Source organism: Streptosporangium sp. NPDC023963, assembly GCF_040639135.1.
Lineage (GTDB): Bacteria > Actinomycetota > Actinomycetes > Streptosporangiales > Streptosporangiaceae > Streptosporangium.
Genome location: NZ_JBEZZK010000012.1, coordinates 236,344 through 253,605, shown reverse-complemented (window position 1 = coordinate 253,605; position 17,262 = coordinate 236,344). Strand labels below are relative to the sequence as shown.

Genomic DNA, 17,262 nt, shown 5'->3' with positions numbered 1-17,262 from the left:
GCCCGCTGTTTCGATGTGCCCTCAGCGTGGCGGAACCCGTTTACGGATTGTTTACGGCTTCCGCTCCATCGGTTGCGCGGATCCGGCGGTCGCGGTCCGCCCCGGACGGCGGGGCCCGCACGGGCGTGGCCGCCGTGCCGGACGCCCGCCGGGGCGACCGGTCAGGCCATGTCCCAGAGCAGGCGGTAGTAGGCGAGGCGCTCCGGGTCCGGGGCGATCCCGTACGCGTCGTACACGACGCCGTCGTGTCCCGGGCCGAAGTTCCACTCCATGCTCCACGCCGCGACCGCGAGGTCCGCCCACCGGTCGGCCACCCCGAGCGAGCCCAGATCGACGTGCGCGGCGAACGTGCCGTCGTCGTGCAGCAGGGTGTTGGGGACGCACGCGTCCCCGTGACAGACGACGAGGCGGTCGACGGCGGGCGGCTCGCCGATGCGGGCCCGGGCCTCCGTGAGGTCCAGGTGCCGGTGCTCGGGGAACCGGTCGGCCGGCCCCTCGCCGTCGGCGATGCGCTCGTCGGCACGGGCGAGCCGTCGGTCGACGCTCCAGTCGTACGGGCACAGGTCGACGGGCAGCGCGTCGTGGAGCAGGCGCAGCCCCCGGCCGATCGCGGCCGCCGCGGTCACCGGGTCGGTGCTCCACCGGGGGTCCACCGCCGAGAGGCCGGGAACCGCCTCCGTGACCAGCCACGCGCCGTCGGCGTCCGTGCCGTGCTCGAGGACCCGCGGGACGGTCACCCACCGCCGCGCCCAGGTCAGCCGCTCCGCCTCGCCGGGGAGGTCGATCTCCGGGGTGCCGGCGGGGACCCACTTGGCGTATCTGGTGGCACCGCGCCCGTCTTCGAGGCGGAACGTCAGGCCGCCGAGCTCGTTGCGCCACACCGGGGTGACGGTGTCGCCGCCGGCGAGCGCCGCAACGACGCCGGGGACGGCCACGGGGCCGGTCGGGATCTCCGAGATGACAGGACGGCTCATGAGAACCCGATCCTCCCGGCGGAGCGATGCCGGTGGCAAATGGGTTTCCGGGCCGGAGAGTGCCCGCCGGAGATGGCCCCGGTGAGGGCCCGCCGGTAAGAGCCGGCCGGTGAGGGCTCCGGTGAGTGCCCTCCGGTGAGGGCCCGCCGGTAAGGGCCGGCCGGGGAGGGCTCCGGTGAGGTCCGGCCGGGGAGGGCGGGGCCGCACCGCCTCGGCCGCCGGAGGATCCGGCGCCGGAGGTCCCGCGCGTCTTCGCGGGCGGGACGGGTACCCTCCCCTCCCGGCCCGGCCCGGCCCCGTACGGGACGTCGAAGCCGACGGAGAAGCCGGTGGAGAAGCCCGGGTGGAAGCCGGTTCCGGGAGCGACGCGAAGCCCGATCCATGATTCCGGCTTTGACCGTTCTTAAGCTGCGGCGCCCCGGGGGTGGGTAGGAACAGGGGAGTTCTCGGGCGCTCGGGTCCGGGTCTCTCCCCGAACATCGCGAGGAGGACCTCATGAGCACGCGACCACAGCGGGCGACGGCGCCCGTCCGGGTGCCGTCCGGTGCCTCCGCCGACGGGGACGGCATCGTCGTGGGTGCGGGCCCGGTCACCGTTGACGTCTACATCGACTTCCTGTGCCCGTTCTGCAAGACGTTCGAGCAGACGTCCGGGCCGACGCTGAACGGGATGGTGAGGGAGCGGGCGATCAGCCTGGTGTGTCACCCGATGGGCTTTCTGGACAGGCTGTCGACCACCCGGTACTCCTCCCGCGCGTCGGCGGCCTCCGGTTGCGCCTCGGACGGCGGGAGATTCGTCGAGTACACTCGCGCGCTCTTCGCCGGCCAGCCCCCCGAGGAAGGACCGGGACTCACCGACGACGAGCTGATCGAACTCGGCGGTCCGGCCGGGCTCACCGGCCCGGCGTTCGGCCAGTGCGTGCGCGACGGCGCCTACCTCGACTGGACCGCCTACGTGACGCGGAAGGCCATCGAGCGGGGGGTGGGCGCCACGCCGACCGTCCTTGTCGAGGGCACACCCGTGCCGGCGACCCCCGAGGCGATCGTGGCCGCCGTGGCCGCCGCCCGCTGACCCCGCCCCGGGGGGGCGGCCCCGGCCCCCGGTCCTCTCGCCCGCCTCGTCCCCGGCTCCCGGCCTCCCGCTTCCCGGCTTCCGCCTCCGCGGTGAGCGGCCGGCAGCGCGTCCGGCACCGCGTCCGGCACCGTACGTGACGTCGAAAATCGATTGCCGCGTCCGGAACGGGCGGTCGAGGATGAAGGCGATGAGCACAGCGAGGAAGATTCACCCCGACGAGGTCCAGACCGATGCCGCGCTCGTTCGCCGGTTGATCGCGGGGCGGTTCCCCCGGTGGGCCGACCTGCGGATCGAACCCGTCGCGTCCTACGGGACGGAGAACGACATCTACCGGCTCGGCGACCACCTGGCCGTCCGGCTGCCGCGCATAAGGGCGGCCACCGGGGCGGCGGCCGTGGAGGCGCGGTGGCTGCCGAGGCTCGCGCCGCACCTGCCGCTCGCGGTTCCGGTGCAGCTGGCGATGGAAGACCCGGCCGAGGGTTACCCCTTCGTCTGGTCCGTGTACGAGTGGTTGCCCGGTGAGAACGCCGACGGCACGATCCACGATCTGAACCGGGCCGCCGCCGACCTCGCCGCGTTCGTGAGGGCGCTGCGCCGGGCCGGCACCGCCGGCGCGCATCCGCGCCCCCCGCACGCTCGCGGTGGGCCGCTCGCCGAGGGCGACGAGCTCGTTCGCCGATCGGTCGCCCGGCTCGGAGACCGCGTCGACGGCGGTGCGGTCCTCCGCTCGTGGCAGGAGTCGCTCGACGCCCCGGCGTGGGACGGGCCGGAGGTCTGGGTGCACGGCGACCTGCTGCCGGGCAACCTGCTCGTCGTCGACGGCAGCCTGTCCGCGGTCATCGACTTCGGCGGCCTCAACGTGGGCGATCCCGCGTGCGATCTCCAGCCCGCCTGGAACGTGTTCGCGGGTGACAGCCGCCTGTGCTTCCGGGCCGAGCTCCGCGTCGACGACGCGTCATGGGTGCGTGGCCGCGGCTGGGCGCTCTACCAGGCCGTGACAGGGCTGGCGTACTACTGGGACACCAATCCCGGGATGGTCCGCCAGACCGCGCACGCGCTGGAGCAGGTGCTCACCGACGGCTCCCCGTGAGGTGGCCGTGGCCCGTTGACGGCTCCGTCCGCACCGCCACGGGCGGCGGGGCCGCCGCGTCCCCGGATCGCCGAGGTGCGATGCCGCCAAGGATGGAAAAGGCGATTCCATGCTGAAATAGCATAAACTTGCCTGGTGGACGTCCTTGGAGCCTGGAGAGCGTTCGTCAACGTGAGCGATCGAGGAAGCTTCACGGAGGGTGCGGCGGCCACGCGCGTGCCGCAGTCGGTCGCGAGCCGCCGGATCGCCGCCCTGGAGAAGCACCTCGGGGAGCGGTTGTTCGATCGGTCGTCGCGCGGGGCGATACTCACGCAGTTCGGCCGCGACATGCTTCCGTCGGCGAAGCGTCTCCTTCGCCTGGCCGACGACATGGAGCACGAGGCGGAGCGGGCCAGGCTCAATCCCCTGCGTCTCGCCGTTCCCGACACCTGCGCCGTTCGCGACCTCGCGCACCTCGGCGCGGAGGCCCGCGGCAACGACATCCACCTCGACCTCCATGCCGCCGCCCCGGCCGAACGGGCGGAACTCGTCCGATCTCGCGAGGTTCGCGCCGCCCTCACGGTGACACCGCCCGGCGACGCGACCTGGTCCGTACGGCTCGGCCTCGCCGGCACCACGGACCTTCCGGTGGCGGCCGTCTACGTCGAGACCCTCCGGGCCGGCCGCGCCGCGCGGTCGTCGCGAAGAAGCCGGATCTGGATCCAGCCCGAGGACGACGTCCCCCACATCCGCGACCGGATGTTCCGGATCCGGGACTCCGTCGGCCTCCAGCCCGCGCAGGTCGTCGTCGCGGCCACGCTCACCGCCGCCGCGGCGGAGGTCTTCGGCTCGGCGGACCTCCTCCTGTGCTCGGTCCGGCAGGCCGAGGAGCTCGGGCTACACTGGCGCCCGATCGGCGAGGTCCACCTCGCCCGCGGCTTCGAGGTGTCGGCCGCCGTCGGGGACGACGCGGAGCGCATCAGGACCCGGCTGTGGCACGCGATCGCCCGCTGTCTCGGCGCGCGCGAACAGGACGGAGGGACACCATCAGGGTCGAGAGCCTGATGCGCGAACTCCGGCGAACGCTCGACGACGCCGGGCTGCGCGGATCGTTCCTGGTCCGGGACCTGCACTCCGGTGAAGAGGTCGGCATCGAGCCGGACCTCGAGTTCCCGATCGCCTCGCTCGTCAAGGTTCCGCTCGCCATCGCGACACTCGAACGCGTCCGGAGGGGCGAGCTCGACGGCTCCACGCAGATCCTCGTGCGGCCGGGCGGGATCACCACTCCGGGGCCGACCGGGCTGAGCAGGTTCCGGCATCCGGCCAGGATCGCCGTCGACGACCTGCTCTACCTCAGTACCTCCCTGAGCGACAACACCGCGGCGGACGCGCTGTTCGCCCTCACCCCGCCCGCCGAGGTCTCGGCGGTGATGCACGGGCTGGGGCTGCGCGGCATCACGGTCCGCCACACCGTCCAGGAACTCGTCGAGAACCCGGTGGAACGCTTCGACCCGGCCGACGCCCACCTCGCCCACTTCCTCGCCATCGAGGCGGGGACGGCCGGGCGGGGACATCGGATCCCGCAGCTCGACGTGACGCGCGCGAACTCGGGGTCCGCGCGAGCGTTCATCGACCTCCTGCGGGCGCTGTGGACGCCGTCCGCGATCGACCAGGCCGTCGCCGAGCGCGTGCGGGGCCTCATGGCCGACAACATCCTGCGGCACCGGCTGGCACCCGATTTCACCTCCGACGCGTCGAAGTGGTCCTCCAAGACCGGGACGCTTCTCAACCTCCGCCACGAGGTCGGCGTCGTCGAGCACGCCGACGGCCAGGTCTTCGGCGTCGCCGTGCTCACCGAGTCCCGCGTGCCGGCCGCCAGCCAGCCCGGAGCCGAGGCGCTCATGGCGGAGGTCGCGCGCGCACTCCGCGATCGGCTACGCCACATGTGAACCGCCCCGTCAACCGCGCCACGGCGTCGAGGACGTCCCGGACGCCGATCTCCGGCAATCCCGGATCGGGCCGGTTCCCGTGGGATCCCCTGGCTCCCGGCCCACAGGACGGTGCGCGGCCCCGGCCACCGCGTACGCGCCCCCGTCACGGTGCGCGCGGTGGCCGCCGTCCGATCAGGCGTTTCCCTTCTCGTCGGGCGCGGAGTCGACGTCCGGGGCGAACTGCGCCAGCGAGACCTCCGCCGCCGCGGCGATCTCGGCCGCGTCGGCGGTGCCCGAGGCCTCGACCGCCGCGATCCACGCGTGGACCGACTGCCGGGAGAACTCCTGGCCCTCCGGCGAGTTCGCCGCCGCGACCGGGTCGTCACCGGCCTCGCCGACGACGAACAGGCCCAGCGACATGAGGGCCCCGTCCCATCCGGGCCCGACGTAGAGCGCGCCCGCGCCGCTGCCGGCCATCTCCAGGGGAACGGTGTGCTCGAGTTCGAAGGTGGTCGCGTCCTCCCCGTCGGGGGACAGGCGCAGCTCGACCAGGCTGGTCTCGGCTCCGAACGTCACCTTCAGCAGGCGGGGCGGCTCGCAGCGCAGGATCCGGCCGCCCGCGTTGCCCTCCAGCTGGAAGTCGCCGCCGGCGCGCAGATCGCCGCTGACCGGCAGGAACCAGCGCTTCATGCGGTCGGGGTCCGTCAGGGCCTCCCACACGTCCTGGATCGGCGCGTCGTAGCGGCGTCGCAGCAGCACGCCGATGCCCTCGCCGTCGCCGGCCGATCGGCTGCCGACCTCACGGTTGATGGCATTGATCTGGTCAATGATGTCGATCATGGCTCTTTCCTCTCCTTGGTGTCGGGACCGCTGCCGGTTGCCGCGCCCGAGCCGTCGGCCGGGCGGCGGTCGTGCCCGCCTCGGGTGAGTTCGGTGGCCAGCCCGTCCAGATGCCGGCTCCAGAACCGGCGGAAGCGTTCCAGCCACGTGTCGATCTCCCGCAGGGGCGCGGGGTCCATGGCGTACAGGCGGTGGACGCCTTCGGCCCGGACCGTCGCGAACCCGTTGTCCCGCAGCACCCTCAGGTGCTGCGAAACCGCCGAGGGGGAGATCCCGAACTCCTCCCGGATGATCGCGGTGATCGCACCGGAAGGCCGCTCGCCGCCGACGAGCAGTTCCAGGATCCGGCGCCGGACCGGATCACCGAGAACATCGAAGGCGTGCACGGGTGAGACTATTTCAGCATGAGCTTATATAAGTCAATGCTGCTATATAGAGAACGGCCGGGCTCGCGCTCCCCCGTCCACCGCACCGGCCGGCGCCCATGGCCGATCCGCCGACGGCCGAAGACCGCACGGACACCTCGGCAACGCGGAACCGCCCCGGCGGACCCCGCCGGGGCGGTCTCGTCCCGGCCCTTCAGGCTCGGAAGGATCCTCGGTTCATCCACCGGCCCCGACGGCGCCGGACGCTTCCGGCGTCTCCTCGGCGACGTCGGATCGGGAACGTTCCCAACCGGGAAGGCGCTGGACCGGGACGATGCCGCACAGCTCGGCGACGGTGTCGAGGGGGACCTCGGCGGCGACCGCGCGGACCAGCAGGGTCTCCATCCCGCGCAGCAGCGCGTGCACGGTGGCGCGGGGCAGGTAGGCGGTGTCGGCCAGCAGGTGGAGCTCGCAGGCGTCCCTGGCCTGACCGGTGATGAACTGGACCGTGGTGGCGTCCACGTGCTCCCAGGAGCCGGCCGGGGCGAAGGTGGTCCGCGCGGTGAGGGCGGCGATCGCGGCGGGATCTCCCGGCGGCTCCACCGCGGGCAGGTCGGGCCAGTCGCCGCCGCCCCGCGTGTCGTTGAAGTAGGCCGACAGGTCGACGGGCCCGCCCCGCTCGCGGCCGAGCTCCTCGCGCATCGCCATCAGCCCCAGCGGTTCGTAGAGCGCGTGGCGATAGGCGGTCAACGCCTGCCGATGCCCGGCCCGGGCGGCCTCGGCCAAAGTGCCACCGGGCGGCAGATCCAGCAGGAAAACACCGTCCTGCGCGGCCGGACCCACCAGCACCCCGATCCGCGGATCGTGCCGATTGGCCGCGATCAACTGCATCACCACCCGCCGATGCCCGGTCAACACCGACAACAACACCGCACTCGCCGTGGTCAGCACACTGGCCGAACTCACCCCCCAACGCGCCGCCAGCACCTGCGCCGCCACCCCCAACGCCACCGACTCCATCCGCACCCGGACGAACCGCGGCTCCTCCGCCCGGCAGGGCGGGTAGTCGAACATCGAGCGCGGCGCCCCCTCCAACACCCCCCGCCAATGCCGAAACGCCCGCTCCCCCCGCCCGGCCCCCGCCCCCTCCCGCTCGAAGAACGCCTGATCCATCGGCTGCCACCCCGGATCCGGCCCCTCCACCCCGGCCAGCAACGCCCGCCAATCGGCCGCCAGCAGATCCAGCGCACCCCCGTCGACCGCCAGATGCGACACCCCGAACGCCACCGCCCGAGGCCGCCCCTCCACCACCACCACCGCACACCGCACCGGCCACTCCCCCGCGTAATCGAACACCCGCGCCGCCAACCCCTCGGCCACCTGCCTGGCCAACGTCATCGGCCGGACCCGCCCACCCCCGCCCACCTCCACGACCTCGACCACCAACCGCCCCGAACGCGCCACATGCTGCACCACGCCATCGGCACCCGGCCGGAAATTCGTCCGCAACGTCTCATGCCGCTCCACCAACCGCCGCACCACCCCCAACACCCCATCAAGATCATGCCTGCCGTACACCGGCAACACCCAGGAGATGTTGAAATAGGGATCATCGTCACCCCGCCACGTGGTCAACCGCCAGATCGACGCCTGACCCCAGCTCAACGGAGCCACCCCACCCCGCGCACCGGCGAACTCCACCACCACCGCACGCCGCGGCAGGTCGGCCACCGCCACCCCCGGCCCGGCCGGCGGCCGCACCCGTACCACCGGGGCCGGATCGTCGATCCCGGCCAGGGCCGGTTCGAGATCAGGTCGCGGAGAAATCACACCGTCGGAATCCACGCCACAAGGCTGATCTTCCCGAACCTCGGTGTCAACAGGTGTTTCGGCAGCTGGACCGCCGTTTTGCCCCTGCGGGATCTGTGTCTTCGCGCGAGCCCGGGGATGCCCGGACATCGGGCGCGAGAGGCGATCGATCCGCCCCGCGCGGCATGCCCGCGGCCGGTGCGAGAGGCGATCGACCCGTTCCGCGCGGTATTCCCGCGGCCGGTGCGAGAGGCGATCGACCCGTTCCGCGCGGCGCTGCCGCGAGGAGAGATTATGGTGTCCTAGGTGAGCCATCCGCCGCCTTTGGGGAGATATGTCCGATTTTAAGGTCGACAGCGCGCCGGCGACTCCTGTCACCGTGCTGCTCGTCGAGGACGACGCGGTGATCCGCAGGACGGTCTCGATGGCACTGGAGCGCTACGGCTACGAGGTGTCCGCGGCCGGCGACGGCCTGACCGGCCTGGAGCTCTTCCGGGACGGGCGGCACGATCTCCTGCTGCTGGACGTGATGCTGCCGAGCCTGGACGGCATCGGGCTGTGCCGCAGGGTCAGGGAGTCCAGCACTGTCCCGATCCTGATGATGTCCGCGCGGGGTGACGCGCTGGACGTGGTGTCGGGTCTGGAGGCCGGGGCCGACGACTACGTCGTCAAGCCGGTCGACACGTCCGTGCTGGTGGCCAGGATCCGCTCGCTGCTGCGCCGGGCCACCTTCGCCCCGGCTCCCGGGCACGCGCCGGAACCCGTCTCAGGCGGCGACCTGGTCTTCGGCGATCTGACCATCGACACCGGCGGTCTGGAGGTGCTCCTGGCCGGTGAGCCGGTCACGCTGGCCCCCACCGAGCTGCGACTGCTGCTGGAGTTCGCGGCGAATCCGGGAATCGTGCTGGACCGGCACACGCTGTTGCGCGACGTCTGGGACTACGGGTGGGACGGCGACAGCCGCGTGGTCGACCTGTGCGTGCAGCGGCTGCGCAAGAAGATCGGCGCCGATCGGATCGAGACGGTCCGCGGGTTCGGCTACAAGCTGCGGCGCTGAGATGGGACACGCCGTCGCCCGGCCGGCACCCGGGCCGCCGAACTGGAGATCGCTGCGCTGGAAGATCGCCGCGCTGGTGACCGTGGCGTCCTGCGCGGTGGCGCTGGCCGTCGGGGTGCTGGTGCATCGGAGCACCCTTGAGCGTTCCATGGAGCTGGGCAGGAATCAGGCCCTGACCGCGCTGGTGTCCGCGGTGGACAACCACCGGCGCCCAGGCGGCACGTGGACCGGCGAATCCGACCCGGAACGCATCCCGCCCCTGCTGCTCCAGCAGGTCAGGAGCACCGGGCAGGCCGGTACCTGGTACGACGACCGCAAACCGGACATCCCCTGGATGTGGGCGGCCGAGCCCGTCGGCGACCAGGTGGTGGCCGTACAGATCGACATGGGCGTCGAACTGCGCGGCCGGCAGGCGCTCGACCGGCACATCGTGATGGCCGCGCTGGCCACGCTCGGGGTCGTCATACCCTCCGCGGCGCTGGCCGCCGAGCTGCCCAGCCGGCGGCTGAGGCGGGTGGCCAGGACCGCGCGGCGCATCGCGGACGGCGACCTGGACGCCCGGACCGCGGAGGGCGGCCGGGGCGGTGACGAGATCGCCGAGATCTCGGCCACCGTCGACTCGATGGCGGACAGCCTGCGGGAGCGGCTGCTGAGCGAGCAACGCTTCACCGCCGACGTCGCCCACGAGCTGCGCACCCCGCTGATGGGCCTGGTCACCTCCGCCGAGCTGCTGCCGGAGAGCGAGGCCACCGAACTGGTCAGGGACCGGGTGCGGGTACTGCGGGCCCTGGTGGAGGACCTGCTGGAGATATCCCGCCTCGACGCGGGCGCGGAACACGCCGATCCCAGGCCCGTGGCGCTGGGCGACGTCGTCGGGGACTCCCTGGCCAGGACCGGGCTCCGGGCACGGCTCACGGTCACCAGGGCCGCCGGGGACACCGAGGCCGAGACCGACCCGCGTCGCCTCGACCGGATCCTCGCCAACCTCCTCACCAACGCCCATCGTCACGGCCGCGCGCCGGTCGAGGTCACCGTGGACGGCACGACGATCGTCGTGCGCGACCACGGTCCCGGATTCCCCGGCGTCCTCCTCGCGGAGGGGCCGCAGCGCTTTCGCAGCGGCACGGCCGAACGCGGTCGCGGCCACGGCCTGGGACTCACCATCGCCCTGGGCCAGGCCCAGGTGATCGGCGCCACCCTCACCCTGGCCAACGCCGCGGACGGCGGCGCGGTCGCCACGCTCCGCCTTCGAGACCCCGAAGGCTCCTGAGGTCTCCGCGGCTTCCGGGGCCTCTACGGCTTCCGGGGCGATACGCGGCCTCCGGGCTGATACACACCCGATGCACAGCTGAGCGGCCCCGGATACGCGGTCCCGGCGGCACGGACATCTGCACCGCCCAGGGTGGCCGGTGCGCGCGACCCTCGCGCGCCCGTCCCCCGGAGGTGCCGCCCCATGCGCTCTACCCGTACTCGCGGTGTGCCGGGAGAAGCCCACGGTCTGCCGGGAGACGAAAGGCCGGAGCGCGCGCTCTGGGCCGACGTGGCCAAGGGCGTGTGCATCCTGCTCGTGGTGCTCTGGCACGTCGTCGTGAAGCACTACCTGCGGATCGACTGGGGGGTGTCGCCGCCGATCCCGGGGGCCTGGGGCGCCCTGACCGAGCAGCTGCTGCCGCTGCGCATGCCGCTCTTCTTCACCATCTCCGGCATGTTCGCCGCCGGCGCGGTGGCCCGGCCGTGGCGGGTCGTACGCCGCTCGAAGGTGGGCCGCTTCCTCTACCTCTACGCGGTGTGGCTGCTGATCCACACCACGGTCCTGGCGCTCGTGCCGTCCTTCGACACCGCCCGCGCCGACGACGTCGCCGATCTGCTGGCCCAGCTGACGATCACGCCGTCCAACCTGTGGTACCTCTACGCGCTCGCCCTGTACTTCGCCCTCGCCAAAGCCGCGCGCCGCGTCCCGGTCGCCCTGGTGCTGGGAGGAGCGCTGGTGCTGTCGGCCATGGCGTCGGCCGGGCTGCTGGAGATGCCGGGCAACCGCGGCGGCCTGTACCAGAACCTCGTCTTCTTCCTCGCCGGGCTGTACTTCCGGCCGCTCGTCGAACGGCTGGCCGCCACCGCCGGCTGGGGGCGCCTGGCCCTGACCGGCGCCTGCTACGCCGGAGCCCTGGCGGCGGTCGCGATGACCGGCTCCCGGGCCTGGCCCGGCGTCTGGCCGGTGGTCTGCGCCGTCGCGACGGTCTTCGGCGTGACGGCCGCGGCGCTGCTCGGCCGCGCCACGCTCGGGAACGCGCTGGCGAGGCTGGGGCGCCGCACCCTGCCCGTCTACGTCATCCACATGCCCCTGCTCGCGCTGCTGCACCTGGCTCTCGTGCCACCGCTGTCGGCCGGCATGGACGGCGGGCTGCGGATCGTGCTCGCCGTCGTCGAGCCGGTCGTCCTGACCGCCCTCGTGGTGTGGCTGTGCCTGGCCCTCCACCGGTTGCTGCTGAAGCTGCGCGCCACCTGGCTGTTCGATCTCCCCGGCCTCGGCTCGCGGGGGCGCCGATCCGGCGGCGGGCACCGGCCGGGCGCCGGCCGTCCGGCGAAGCGCCGGCTCCTGCGGGAGAGCGCCGGCTATCCGGCGGAGCGGGCCGGCGAAAAGCAGAACATGTCACGCAGCCCGAACGGGGGTGCCGGCGGCAGGGGGGCGGCCCGGTCGGGGGGATCGACCTGGAAGGACCGGAGCAGGTAGGCGACGAGCCTGCGCGACGCCATGAGCGTGTCCTCGGTGGATTCGGCGACGATGCCGTTGTTGGCCATGAGCACCATCACGAGATCCGCCGGCTCGAAGTCGGCGCGCAGCCGTCCGGCGGCCTTGGCCCGCCGTGTCAGCTCGGCGAAGCCCTGCTCGGCGCGGGCGCGTTCCCGCTCGTGGTCGACCGCGTCGGGGAAAGCCGTCAGGAACGCCGCGGTGAATCCCCGGTCGGCGGCCTGCATGGCGCACACCTTCTCGATGACCGTACGGAACCCGCGCCACGGGTCGGGGTCGGCGAGGGCGTCGTCGACGACCGACACGCACGCTGACAGCTGGTCGGCGAACACTTCGGTGATCAGCGACTCCCGGGTGGGGAAGCGCCGGTAGAGCGTGGCCATCCCGACGCCGGCCCGGCGGGCGATGGCGGCCATCGGCACGCCGAGCCCGAGGGTGGCGAACGCCTCGCGGGCGGCCTCGAGGATGCGGTTGCGGTTGTGCAGCGCGTCCACGCGGAGCCCGGACGTATCCGCGGGACGCGGTATCCGAGAGGAATGGGTTGGCATGTTTCTCACATTATCGCAAATGGAGCCCCCTATCCGTTTATGCGGTTAGCCTGGCGATATGTGGAAATCGCCGCCCGCTTTTCCGGGGCGTGCGGAGTTCGTCCCGGGTTGGTGACGGCCGTCGCGGCCGCGGGGACACGACGGTGGGCACGGCCCGCACCCTCGTCCGATCGGCGAGGTGCCCGGGCGCGGTGACGCCTGCCCGCGTGCCCTCACGACACGCCGCCAGAGGCCCGGCCGACATCACGACCATGCGCGAGCCCGGCGGCCGGCCGGACAGATTGGATGACGATGACAGTGACTGAGATGCGCGCGGCCCGGTACGACAGGTACGGGCCACCGGAGGTGCTGTACGAGGGCACGTTGCCCAAGCCCGTCGCGGGGCCGGGCGAGGTGCTGGTGCGCGTGCACGCCGCCGGCGTGAACGGAGGCGAGCTCCTGGGCCGGGCGGGAAAGATGCGTCTGGTCACGGGGCGGCGCTTCCCGAAGGGCACGGGGATCGACTTCGCCGGAGAGGTCGCCGCCCTGGGCTCCCCCATGTCCGGCCTCACGGTGGGCGACCGGGTGTGGGGGACGCTGCCCCGGGCGTCCTTCGGAAGCGCCGCCGAGTTCGTGGCCGTCCGCCCCCGGCAGCTCGCCCTCGCCCCGGCGGGGCTCGACCCGGCCCAGGCCGTGTCCCTGCTCGCCGGAGGCACGACGTCGATCACCGCCCTGCGCGACAAGGCCCGCCTCAGGGCCGGCGAGCGGCTGCTCGTGCGGGGCGCCGGCGGCGGGGTCGGCAGCGTCGCCGTCCAGCTCGGGCGGGCCTACGGCGCGCACGTGACCGCGCTCGCCGGGGCCGGGAACCTCGACTTCGTACGGGATCTCGGCGCCCACGAGGTCTTCGACTACGCGACCACCGGACCGGCCGACCTCGGCCCCTTCGACGTCGTCCTCGACACCGCGATCGGCACCGAGCTCGGCGCCTTCCGCCGGCTCCTGGCGCCGGGAGGGCGGATGGTGTCGATCACCTTCGACTCCCGGCACATGCTCTCGTCCCTGTCGTACATCCTCGCGTCCACCGTGTTCGGTTCGCGGCGCGTGCGGTTCTTTAGCGGCAACCCCACCCACCGGCTCTTCGCCGACCTGACCCGGCTGGTGGAGAGCGGGGACCTGCGGCCGGTCGTCGATACGATCCATCCCCTCGCCGACATCGCCGAGGCCCACCGGGCACTGGAGGCCGGCGGCGTACGCGGCAAACACGTCATCCGCATCGGGTGAGCGAGAAGGCCCCGCCGCCGGTGCCGGGCGCGGCGGGGACCTTCGACGACGGGACCTACGACGACGCGCGGTCAGGCGCGGCGCAACCCGACGTACTGGAACTCGGCGAAGGCGCCGACCAGGAGAGCCTGGGCGAGGACGAAGGCGACCCCCAGCGGGTTGGGGTCCACCCAGCCGGTGAACAGCAGCAGGACGCTGTCCACGGCCCACAGCGCGTTGACGGCGATCAGCGTCCAGACGCCCGCCCTGGGCGGCACCGGACGGCCGGCGAGGTAGGCGACGAACGCGGTGAACGGCAGCAGCCCGATCCCGGCCCAGCGGATCAACGGCTCGGGGAGGGCGAGCAGATCGGCGAGCGGGGCCGCCGCGACGGCCAGGCCGAGCGCGAACCCTCCGGTGAGGAGGGCGTCCGTCCACAGCACGCGGATGAGCAGGGGGGTGCGGGAGGTGAGGGTGGTCGTGCTCATAGATGTCTCCTTCGCCGAGGGCGCGGGCTTCCGGCTTCGCGGAAGGCGTCGGGACTTCCGACGCGCTCAGCACACCGCCTCAACCGCTGCCATCTGCAGACATGGCACTGCCATTCACTGCCAGCTCCCCCGGCGAAGATCATCCGCGACGAGTTTGGCCGCCGCGTTCTGCCAGTTGTAGAGCGTGCGTTCGGGAACCTCGCGGACGAACCAGTCGAACGCCTGCCGCTCGGCGGCGGCGAGCCCGCCGCGTCCGGCCCCGCGCCGGTAGGGACGCAGCCCCCGGACGTACGGAAAGTACAGGACGTTGTAGAACCGCCACTCCTCGCTGGTGCCGAACTCCCCGTCGCGGGGCTTGAGGCGCTGGATGCCCTCCAGCAGCAGGTGCTTCAGCTCGGCGGCCCGCTCCAGCGGGCTGTCACCGGTGACCCGCGCGTCGATCACCGGCAGGTTCGCGAGCGGGCTGCTGGCGAGCTTGCCCAGATCCCCGTAATTGGCCAGGGCGCGCCGCGTCAGCCGGACGAACTCGGCCTCGTCCGGCGGCGGCGGACCCTGCTCGCGACGCGGCAGCGCCTCGGACGTCTCGCGCAGCTCGGCCCGCTCGCGGCGGATCCGCGGATCACCCGGAAAGGCGATCCGGTCCAGCGCCCGGTGCACCGGACCGGCCAGCGTCTGTACGGCGACGGCCACCGCGATCACGCCGAACAGCAGCGCCGAGAGGGCGGGCGCGGGCCCGCCGAGCGCGACGGTCAGCGCGACCTGGCCGCCGGACGCGACGGCCACGACCGTCGCCCCCAGCAGGGACCGCAGCATGTCGCGCCAGAGCGCCTCGCCCGCCTGGAACGCGCTGGACATCGCGATGGCCACGCCCAGCAGGACCATGTCCACGTCGACGGCGATGACGGACAGCAGTCCGGGCGGGCCGAACAGCGGGAACATGAGCAGCGCGGCCCCCAGCCCGAAGAACAGCGTGGCGACCGCCGCCAGCCACCCGGCCCGCGGCGGCCTGGCCCGCACGAGCAGCACCAGCACCCCGGCCAGCGGTCCCAGCAGCAACACCCCGACCACCACCCGCGCCGCGAGGTTCGCCCCCGATCCCAGACCGGACGCCGCCGGCCACGCGAACGCCACGAGCGTGAGCGGGACGAGCCCCCTGGACCAGACCCGGTCCAGCCGTTCGCTCCCGGGAACGAGGGTCAGCACGGCCCCCGTCCAGAGCAACGCCGGCAGGTGGACCAGCGTGGTCTCGACCGCGCCCAGCACCTTCGCCGCGGGCTCCGGTACGGCGGTGAGAACCTGGGCGACCGCGAGCGCGGAGCCGTAGGCCAGCAGCCCCAGCCCGGCCCTCCGCGGTCCGCGCTCCCGGGGATCCCGCGCGATCACGTAACACCCGAGCCACCAGGTGAGCCCGAACACGGCCGCGACGGCGAAGAGCATCCCGCCTCCTTTCCGGCCGCGAGCGTATCGGCCGCGCGATCCGGCCCTGCCGCCAGGTCTGGTCACCGGGCCCTGTCGTCAGGCTCTGTCATCAGGTGAACGGGAATCCGTGCGGGATCGCCGACGAGGGGTGGCGGGGTCGGGCGTCCACCCGCTCGAACCGTCTCGAACCCGGGCGAACGCCTTTACATTGTAGATTAACGGTTTTCCGGAGCGGCGGGCTCTTCCTCCCGGGAGCTGAGAAAGTCCAGGATCGGCAGGGTCTGCCCTCGCAGGAGGTGCCCGGCGTCGGGCAGCAGCCGGACCGTCGCGTGCGGCACGGCGGCCTCCAGCCGCCGCCGGGTTTCGTGGGAGTCCAGGAGCGCGTCGCGCCCGCCGACCGTCACCAGCACCGGCATGCTCAGACGGCGCAGGGTGTCGTCGTCGAACACCGGGATCTTCTCGCGGCGGGGCCGGAAGTGCTCATGCACGAGCATCACGTGCTCGCCGTACGCCCGCATCGGTTCCGCCGAGGGCGACGGTGGTTCCGGGGACGCCGAAGACGCCGACGACCCAGCAGACCCAGCAGACGCCGAGGACGTATCAGGCGCCGGGGGCGCCGAGGACGCCGCCGGGCCCAGGACCAGTCTCATCGTCCTGTCCCTCCCCCACCGGCCGAACGGCATCAGCAGCAGTGCCAGGAGAAGCACCCCGTACTTCTGCCCGCCGATGCCGCTGGGGCACAGCAGCGCCAGGCGGGCGACCCGTCCGGGGCGCCGCGTCGCGTAGTCCACCGCCAACCGGCCGCCGAGCGAGGTTCCCACGATGGAGACGCGCCGGACGGCGAGGGCGGCCAGCACGTCGTCGAGCCACAGCGCGTGGGCGTCGGAGTCCAGGGCGGGCCGCGAGGGGGCGCTCAGGCCGGGCTCGCCGATCGTGTCGACGGCGTACAGGCGCAGGTGCCGCGACCAGGCGGCCACGTCCTCCATCCACATCGCGCTGCTGGCGCCGGAACCGTGCAGCAGCAACACCGGCGGGGCGTCCCGGGGCCCGCAGGCCACGACGAAGGTCTCGCCCTGCCGGGTCGGCACGCGCAGGTGCTCGGCGGGCACCGGCCAGCGCTCCAGCAGCGCGCGGCAGCTCCGCTCGACGGCACGGGCGCCTTCCGCGGAGGTGTAGACGCCGTTCACGATCCCTCCTTGGCGAGCGTGGTGTGGACGCCGTTCACGGCCTCTCCTTGGCGAGCGTGTCGATGACCTTGAGCAGTTCCGCGGTGCCGTCCAGACCGCCCAGCACGATGATCTTCATGCCGGCCCTCTCCTCGTCGTAGACGACCTCCACGCGCAGGCGTCCCCCGTCGGGGGCGCCGCCCGCGGCGAGGGCCATGAGCGTGTTGCTCAGCCGGCTCATCGCCTCGAAACCGATCGCGTCGATCTGCACGATGCTGGACACCTCGACGTGGCGCCGGCGCCCGGCCGTCTCGCCGGCGGGCGGTGTCACCGGGTGGCCGGTGAAGGCCTCCAGGTCCTCGCGCGCGATCCGGTACTGCTTGCCGATGCGGACGGCCTTCAGCCGCCCGTCGCGCACGTAGGCGCGCACCGTCTTGGCGTGCAGGCCCAGCAGGTTCGCCACCTGCTCGACCGAGTAGGGCTGAGACACCGATCCCCCCGGTAAGTCCTCTAATTTCCTCTAAAGTACCTTAT

The 17,262-nt window shown here is 72.9% G+C and carries 17 protein-coding genes; 8 read left to right on the top strand and 9 right to left on the bottom strand.

Annotated features, from left to right (window positions below):
* Positions 1-161: 161 nt before the first annotated feature.
* Positions 162-974, bottom strand: coding sequence for an aminoglycoside 3'-phosphotransferase (locus AB0F88_RS30835; protein ID WP_362691863.1), 813 nt, complete (start codon positions 972-974; stop codon positions 162-164).
* Positions 975-1,469: 495 nt separating this feature from the next.
* Here AB0F88_RS30835 and AB0F88_RS30830 point away from each other — a divergent pair, with 495 nt between their 5' ends.
* From AB0F88_RS30830 to AB0F88_RS30815, 4 genes are all read left to right on the top strand, one after another.
* Complete coding sequence (locus AB0F88_RS30830) at positions 1,470-2,045, top strand: thioredoxin domain-containing protein (protein ID WP_362691860.1); 576 nt, start codon at positions 1,470-1,472, stop codon at positions 2,043-2,045.
* 190 nt (positions 2,046-2,235) lie between these two features.
* Complete coding sequence (locus tag AB0F88_RS30825) at positions 2,236-3,138, top strand: aminoglycoside phosphotransferase family protein (RefSeq protein ID WP_362691857.1); 903 nt, start codon at positions 2,236-2,238, stop codon at positions 3,136-3,138.
* 135 nt (positions 3,139-3,273) lie between these two features.
* The gene (locus AB0F88_RS30820) at positions 3,274-4,182 is read left to right on the top strand and encodes a LysR family transcriptional regulator (protein ID WP_362691854.1); all 909 of its coding nucleotides are present in this window, start codon (positions 3,274-3,276) and stop codon (positions 4,180-4,182) included.
* The gene (locus AB0F88_RS30815; protein WP_362691949.1) at positions 4,164-5,066 is read left to right on the top strand and encodes a serine hydrolase; all 903 of its coding nucleotides are present in this window, start codon (positions 4,164-4,166) and stop codon (positions 5,064-5,066) included. Before AB0F88_RS30820 ends, AB0F88_RS30815 begins: the two co-directional genes overlap by 19 nt.
* Positions 5,067-5,240: 174 nt before the next feature.
* Here AB0F88_RS30815 and AB0F88_RS30810 read toward each other — a convergent pair whose 3' ends face one another.
* The 3 genes from AB0F88_RS30810 to AB0F88_RS30800 form a co-directional block, all read right to left on the bottom strand.
* Positions 5,241-5,888 (bottom strand): SRPBCC family protein, encoded by a 648-nt coding sequence (locus AB0F88_RS30810; protein ID WP_362691851.1) that lies wholly within the window; start codon positions 5,886-5,888, stop codon positions 5,241-5,243.
* Positions 5,885-6,274: a metalloregulator ArsR/SmtB family transcription factor gene (locus AB0F88_RS30805; RefSeq protein ID WP_362691848.1), complete on the bottom strand. Its 390-nt coding sequence runs from the start codon at positions 6,272-6,274 to the stop codon at positions 5,885-5,887. Before AB0F88_RS30805 ends, AB0F88_RS30810 begins: the two co-directional genes overlap by 4 nt.
* A gap of 216 nt (positions 6,275-6,490) precedes the next feature.
* Positions 6,491-8,098: a condensation domain-containing protein gene (locus tag AB0F88_RS30800; RefSeq protein ID WP_362691845.1), complete on the bottom strand. Its 1,608-nt coding sequence runs from the start codon at positions 8,096-8,098 to the stop codon at positions 6,491-6,493.
* Between the two features lie 298 nt (positions 8,099-8,396).
* On the opposite strand from AB0F88_RS30800, the gene cseB reads away from it, so the two are divergent.
* The 3 genes from cseB to AB0F88_RS30785 all read left to right on the top strand — a co-directional run bounded on the left by cseB (position 8,397) and on the right by AB0F88_RS30785 (position 11,850).
* Positions 8,397-9,119 carry a two-component system response regulator CseB gene (cseB, locus tag AB0F88_RS30795; protein WP_362691843.1) on the top strand — a complete coding sequence of 241 codons (723 nt, stop codon included), beginning with the start codon at positions 8,397-8,399 and terminating at the stop codon, positions 9,117-9,119.
* A gap of 1 nt (position 9,120) precedes the next feature.
* Positions 9,121-10,389 carry a HAMP domain-containing sensor histidine kinase gene (locus AB0F88_RS30790; RefSeq protein ID WP_362691841.1) on the top strand — a complete coding sequence of 423 codons (1,269 nt, stop codon included), beginning with the start codon at positions 9,121-9,123 and terminating at the stop codon, positions 10,387-10,389.
* Between the two features lie 183 nt (positions 10,390-10,572).
* Positions 10,573-11,850 carry an acyltransferase gene (locus AB0F88_RS30785; protein WP_362691839.1) on the top strand — a complete coding sequence of 426 codons (1,278 nt, stop codon included), beginning with the start codon at positions 10,573-10,575 and terminating at the stop codon, positions 11,848-11,850.
* Here the strand turns inward: AB0F88_RS30785 and AB0F88_RS30780 are convergent.
* The gene (locus tag AB0F88_RS30780; protein ID WP_362691836.1) at positions 11,733-12,416 is read right to left on the bottom strand and encodes a helix-turn-helix domain-containing protein; all 684 of its coding nucleotides are present in this window, start codon (positions 12,414-12,416) and stop codon (positions 11,733-11,735) included. The two genes, AB0F88_RS30785 and AB0F88_RS30780, sit on opposite strands and share 118 nt — an antisense overlap.
* A gap of 306 nt (positions 12,417-12,722) precedes the next feature.
* On the opposite strand from AB0F88_RS30780, the gene AB0F88_RS30775 reads away from it, so the two are divergent.
* Positions 12,723-13,676: an NAD(P)-dependent alcohol dehydrogenase gene (locus AB0F88_RS30775; protein ID WP_362691946.1), complete on the top strand. Its 954-nt coding sequence runs from the start codon at positions 12,723-12,725 to the stop codon at positions 13,674-13,676.
* Positions 13,677-13,747: 71 nt separating this feature from the next.
* Here the strand turns inward: AB0F88_RS30775 and AB0F88_RS30770 are convergent, their stop codons facing one another.
* From AB0F88_RS30770 to AB0F88_RS30755, 4 genes are all read right to left on the bottom strand, one after another.
* Positions 13,748-14,143, bottom strand: coding sequence for a hypothetical protein (locus tag AB0F88_RS30770; RefSeq protein WP_362691833.1), 396 nt, complete (start codon positions 14,141-14,143; stop codon positions 13,748-13,750).
* Between the two features lie 114 nt (positions 14,144-14,257).
* The gene (locus AB0F88_RS30765) at positions 14,258-15,580 is read right to left on the bottom strand and encodes a hypothetical protein (RefSeq protein ID WP_362691830.1); all 1,323 of its coding nucleotides are present in this window, start codon (positions 15,578-15,580) and stop codon (positions 14,258-14,260) included.
* Positions 15,581-15,777: 197 nt separating this feature from the next.
* A complete protein-coding gene (locus AB0F88_RS30760) occupies positions 15,778-16,749 on the bottom strand; it encodes an alpha/beta hydrolase (protein ID WP_362691827.1) in 972 nt (323 codons plus the stop codon).
* 34 nt (positions 16,750-16,783) lie between these two features.
* Positions 16,784-17,218: a helix-turn-helix domain-containing protein gene (locus AB0F88_RS30755; protein WP_362691824.1), complete on the bottom strand. Its 435-nt coding sequence runs from the start codon at positions 17,216-17,218 to the stop codon at positions 16,784-16,786.
* Positions 17,219-17,262: the final 44 nt, after the last annotated feature.

Coding starts and splice junctions, on each gene's coding strand:
- AB0F88_RS30835 (WP_362691863.1), bottom strand. CDS start 974: ATGAGCCGTCCTGTCATCTCGGAGATCCCGACCGGCCCCGTGGCCGTC.
- AB0F88_RS30830 (WP_362691860.1), top strand. CDS start 1,470: ATGAGCACGCGACCACAGCGGGCGACGGCGCCCGTCCGGGTGCCGTCC.
- AB0F88_RS30825 (WP_362691857.1), top strand. CDS start 2,236: ATGAGCACAGCGAGGAAGATTCACCCCGACGAGGTCCAGACCGATGCC.
- AB0F88_RS30810 (WP_362691851.1), bottom strand. CDS start 5,888: ATGATCGACATCATTGACCAGATCAATGCCATCAACCGTGAGGTCGGC.
- cseB (WP_362691843.1), top strand. CDS start 8,397: ATGTCCGATTTTAAGGTCGACAGCGCGCCGGCGACTCCTGTCACCGTG.
- AB0F88_RS30790 (WP_362691841.1), top strand. CDS start 9,121: ATGGGACACGCCGTCGCCCGGCCGGCACCCGGGCCGCCGAACTGGAGA.
- AB0F88_RS30785 (WP_362691839.1), top strand. CDS start 10,573: ATGCGCTCTACCCGTACTCGCGGTGTGCCGGGAGAAGCCCACGGTCTG.
- AB0F88_RS30780 (WP_362691836.1), bottom strand. CDS start 12,416: ATGCCAACCCATTCCTCTCGGATACCGCGTCCCGCGGATACGTCCGGG.
- AB0F88_RS30775 (WP_362691946.1), top strand. CDS start 12,723: ATGCGCGCGGCCCGGTACGACAGGTACGGGCCACCGGAGGTGCTGTAC.
- AB0F88_RS30770 (WP_362691833.1), bottom strand. CDS start 14,143: ATGAGCACGACCACCCTCACCTCCCGCACCCCCCTGCTCATCCGCGTG.
- AB0F88_RS30765 (WP_362691830.1), bottom strand. CDS start 15,580: ATGCTCTTCGCCGTCGCGGCCGTGTTCGGGCTCACCTGGTGGCTCGGG.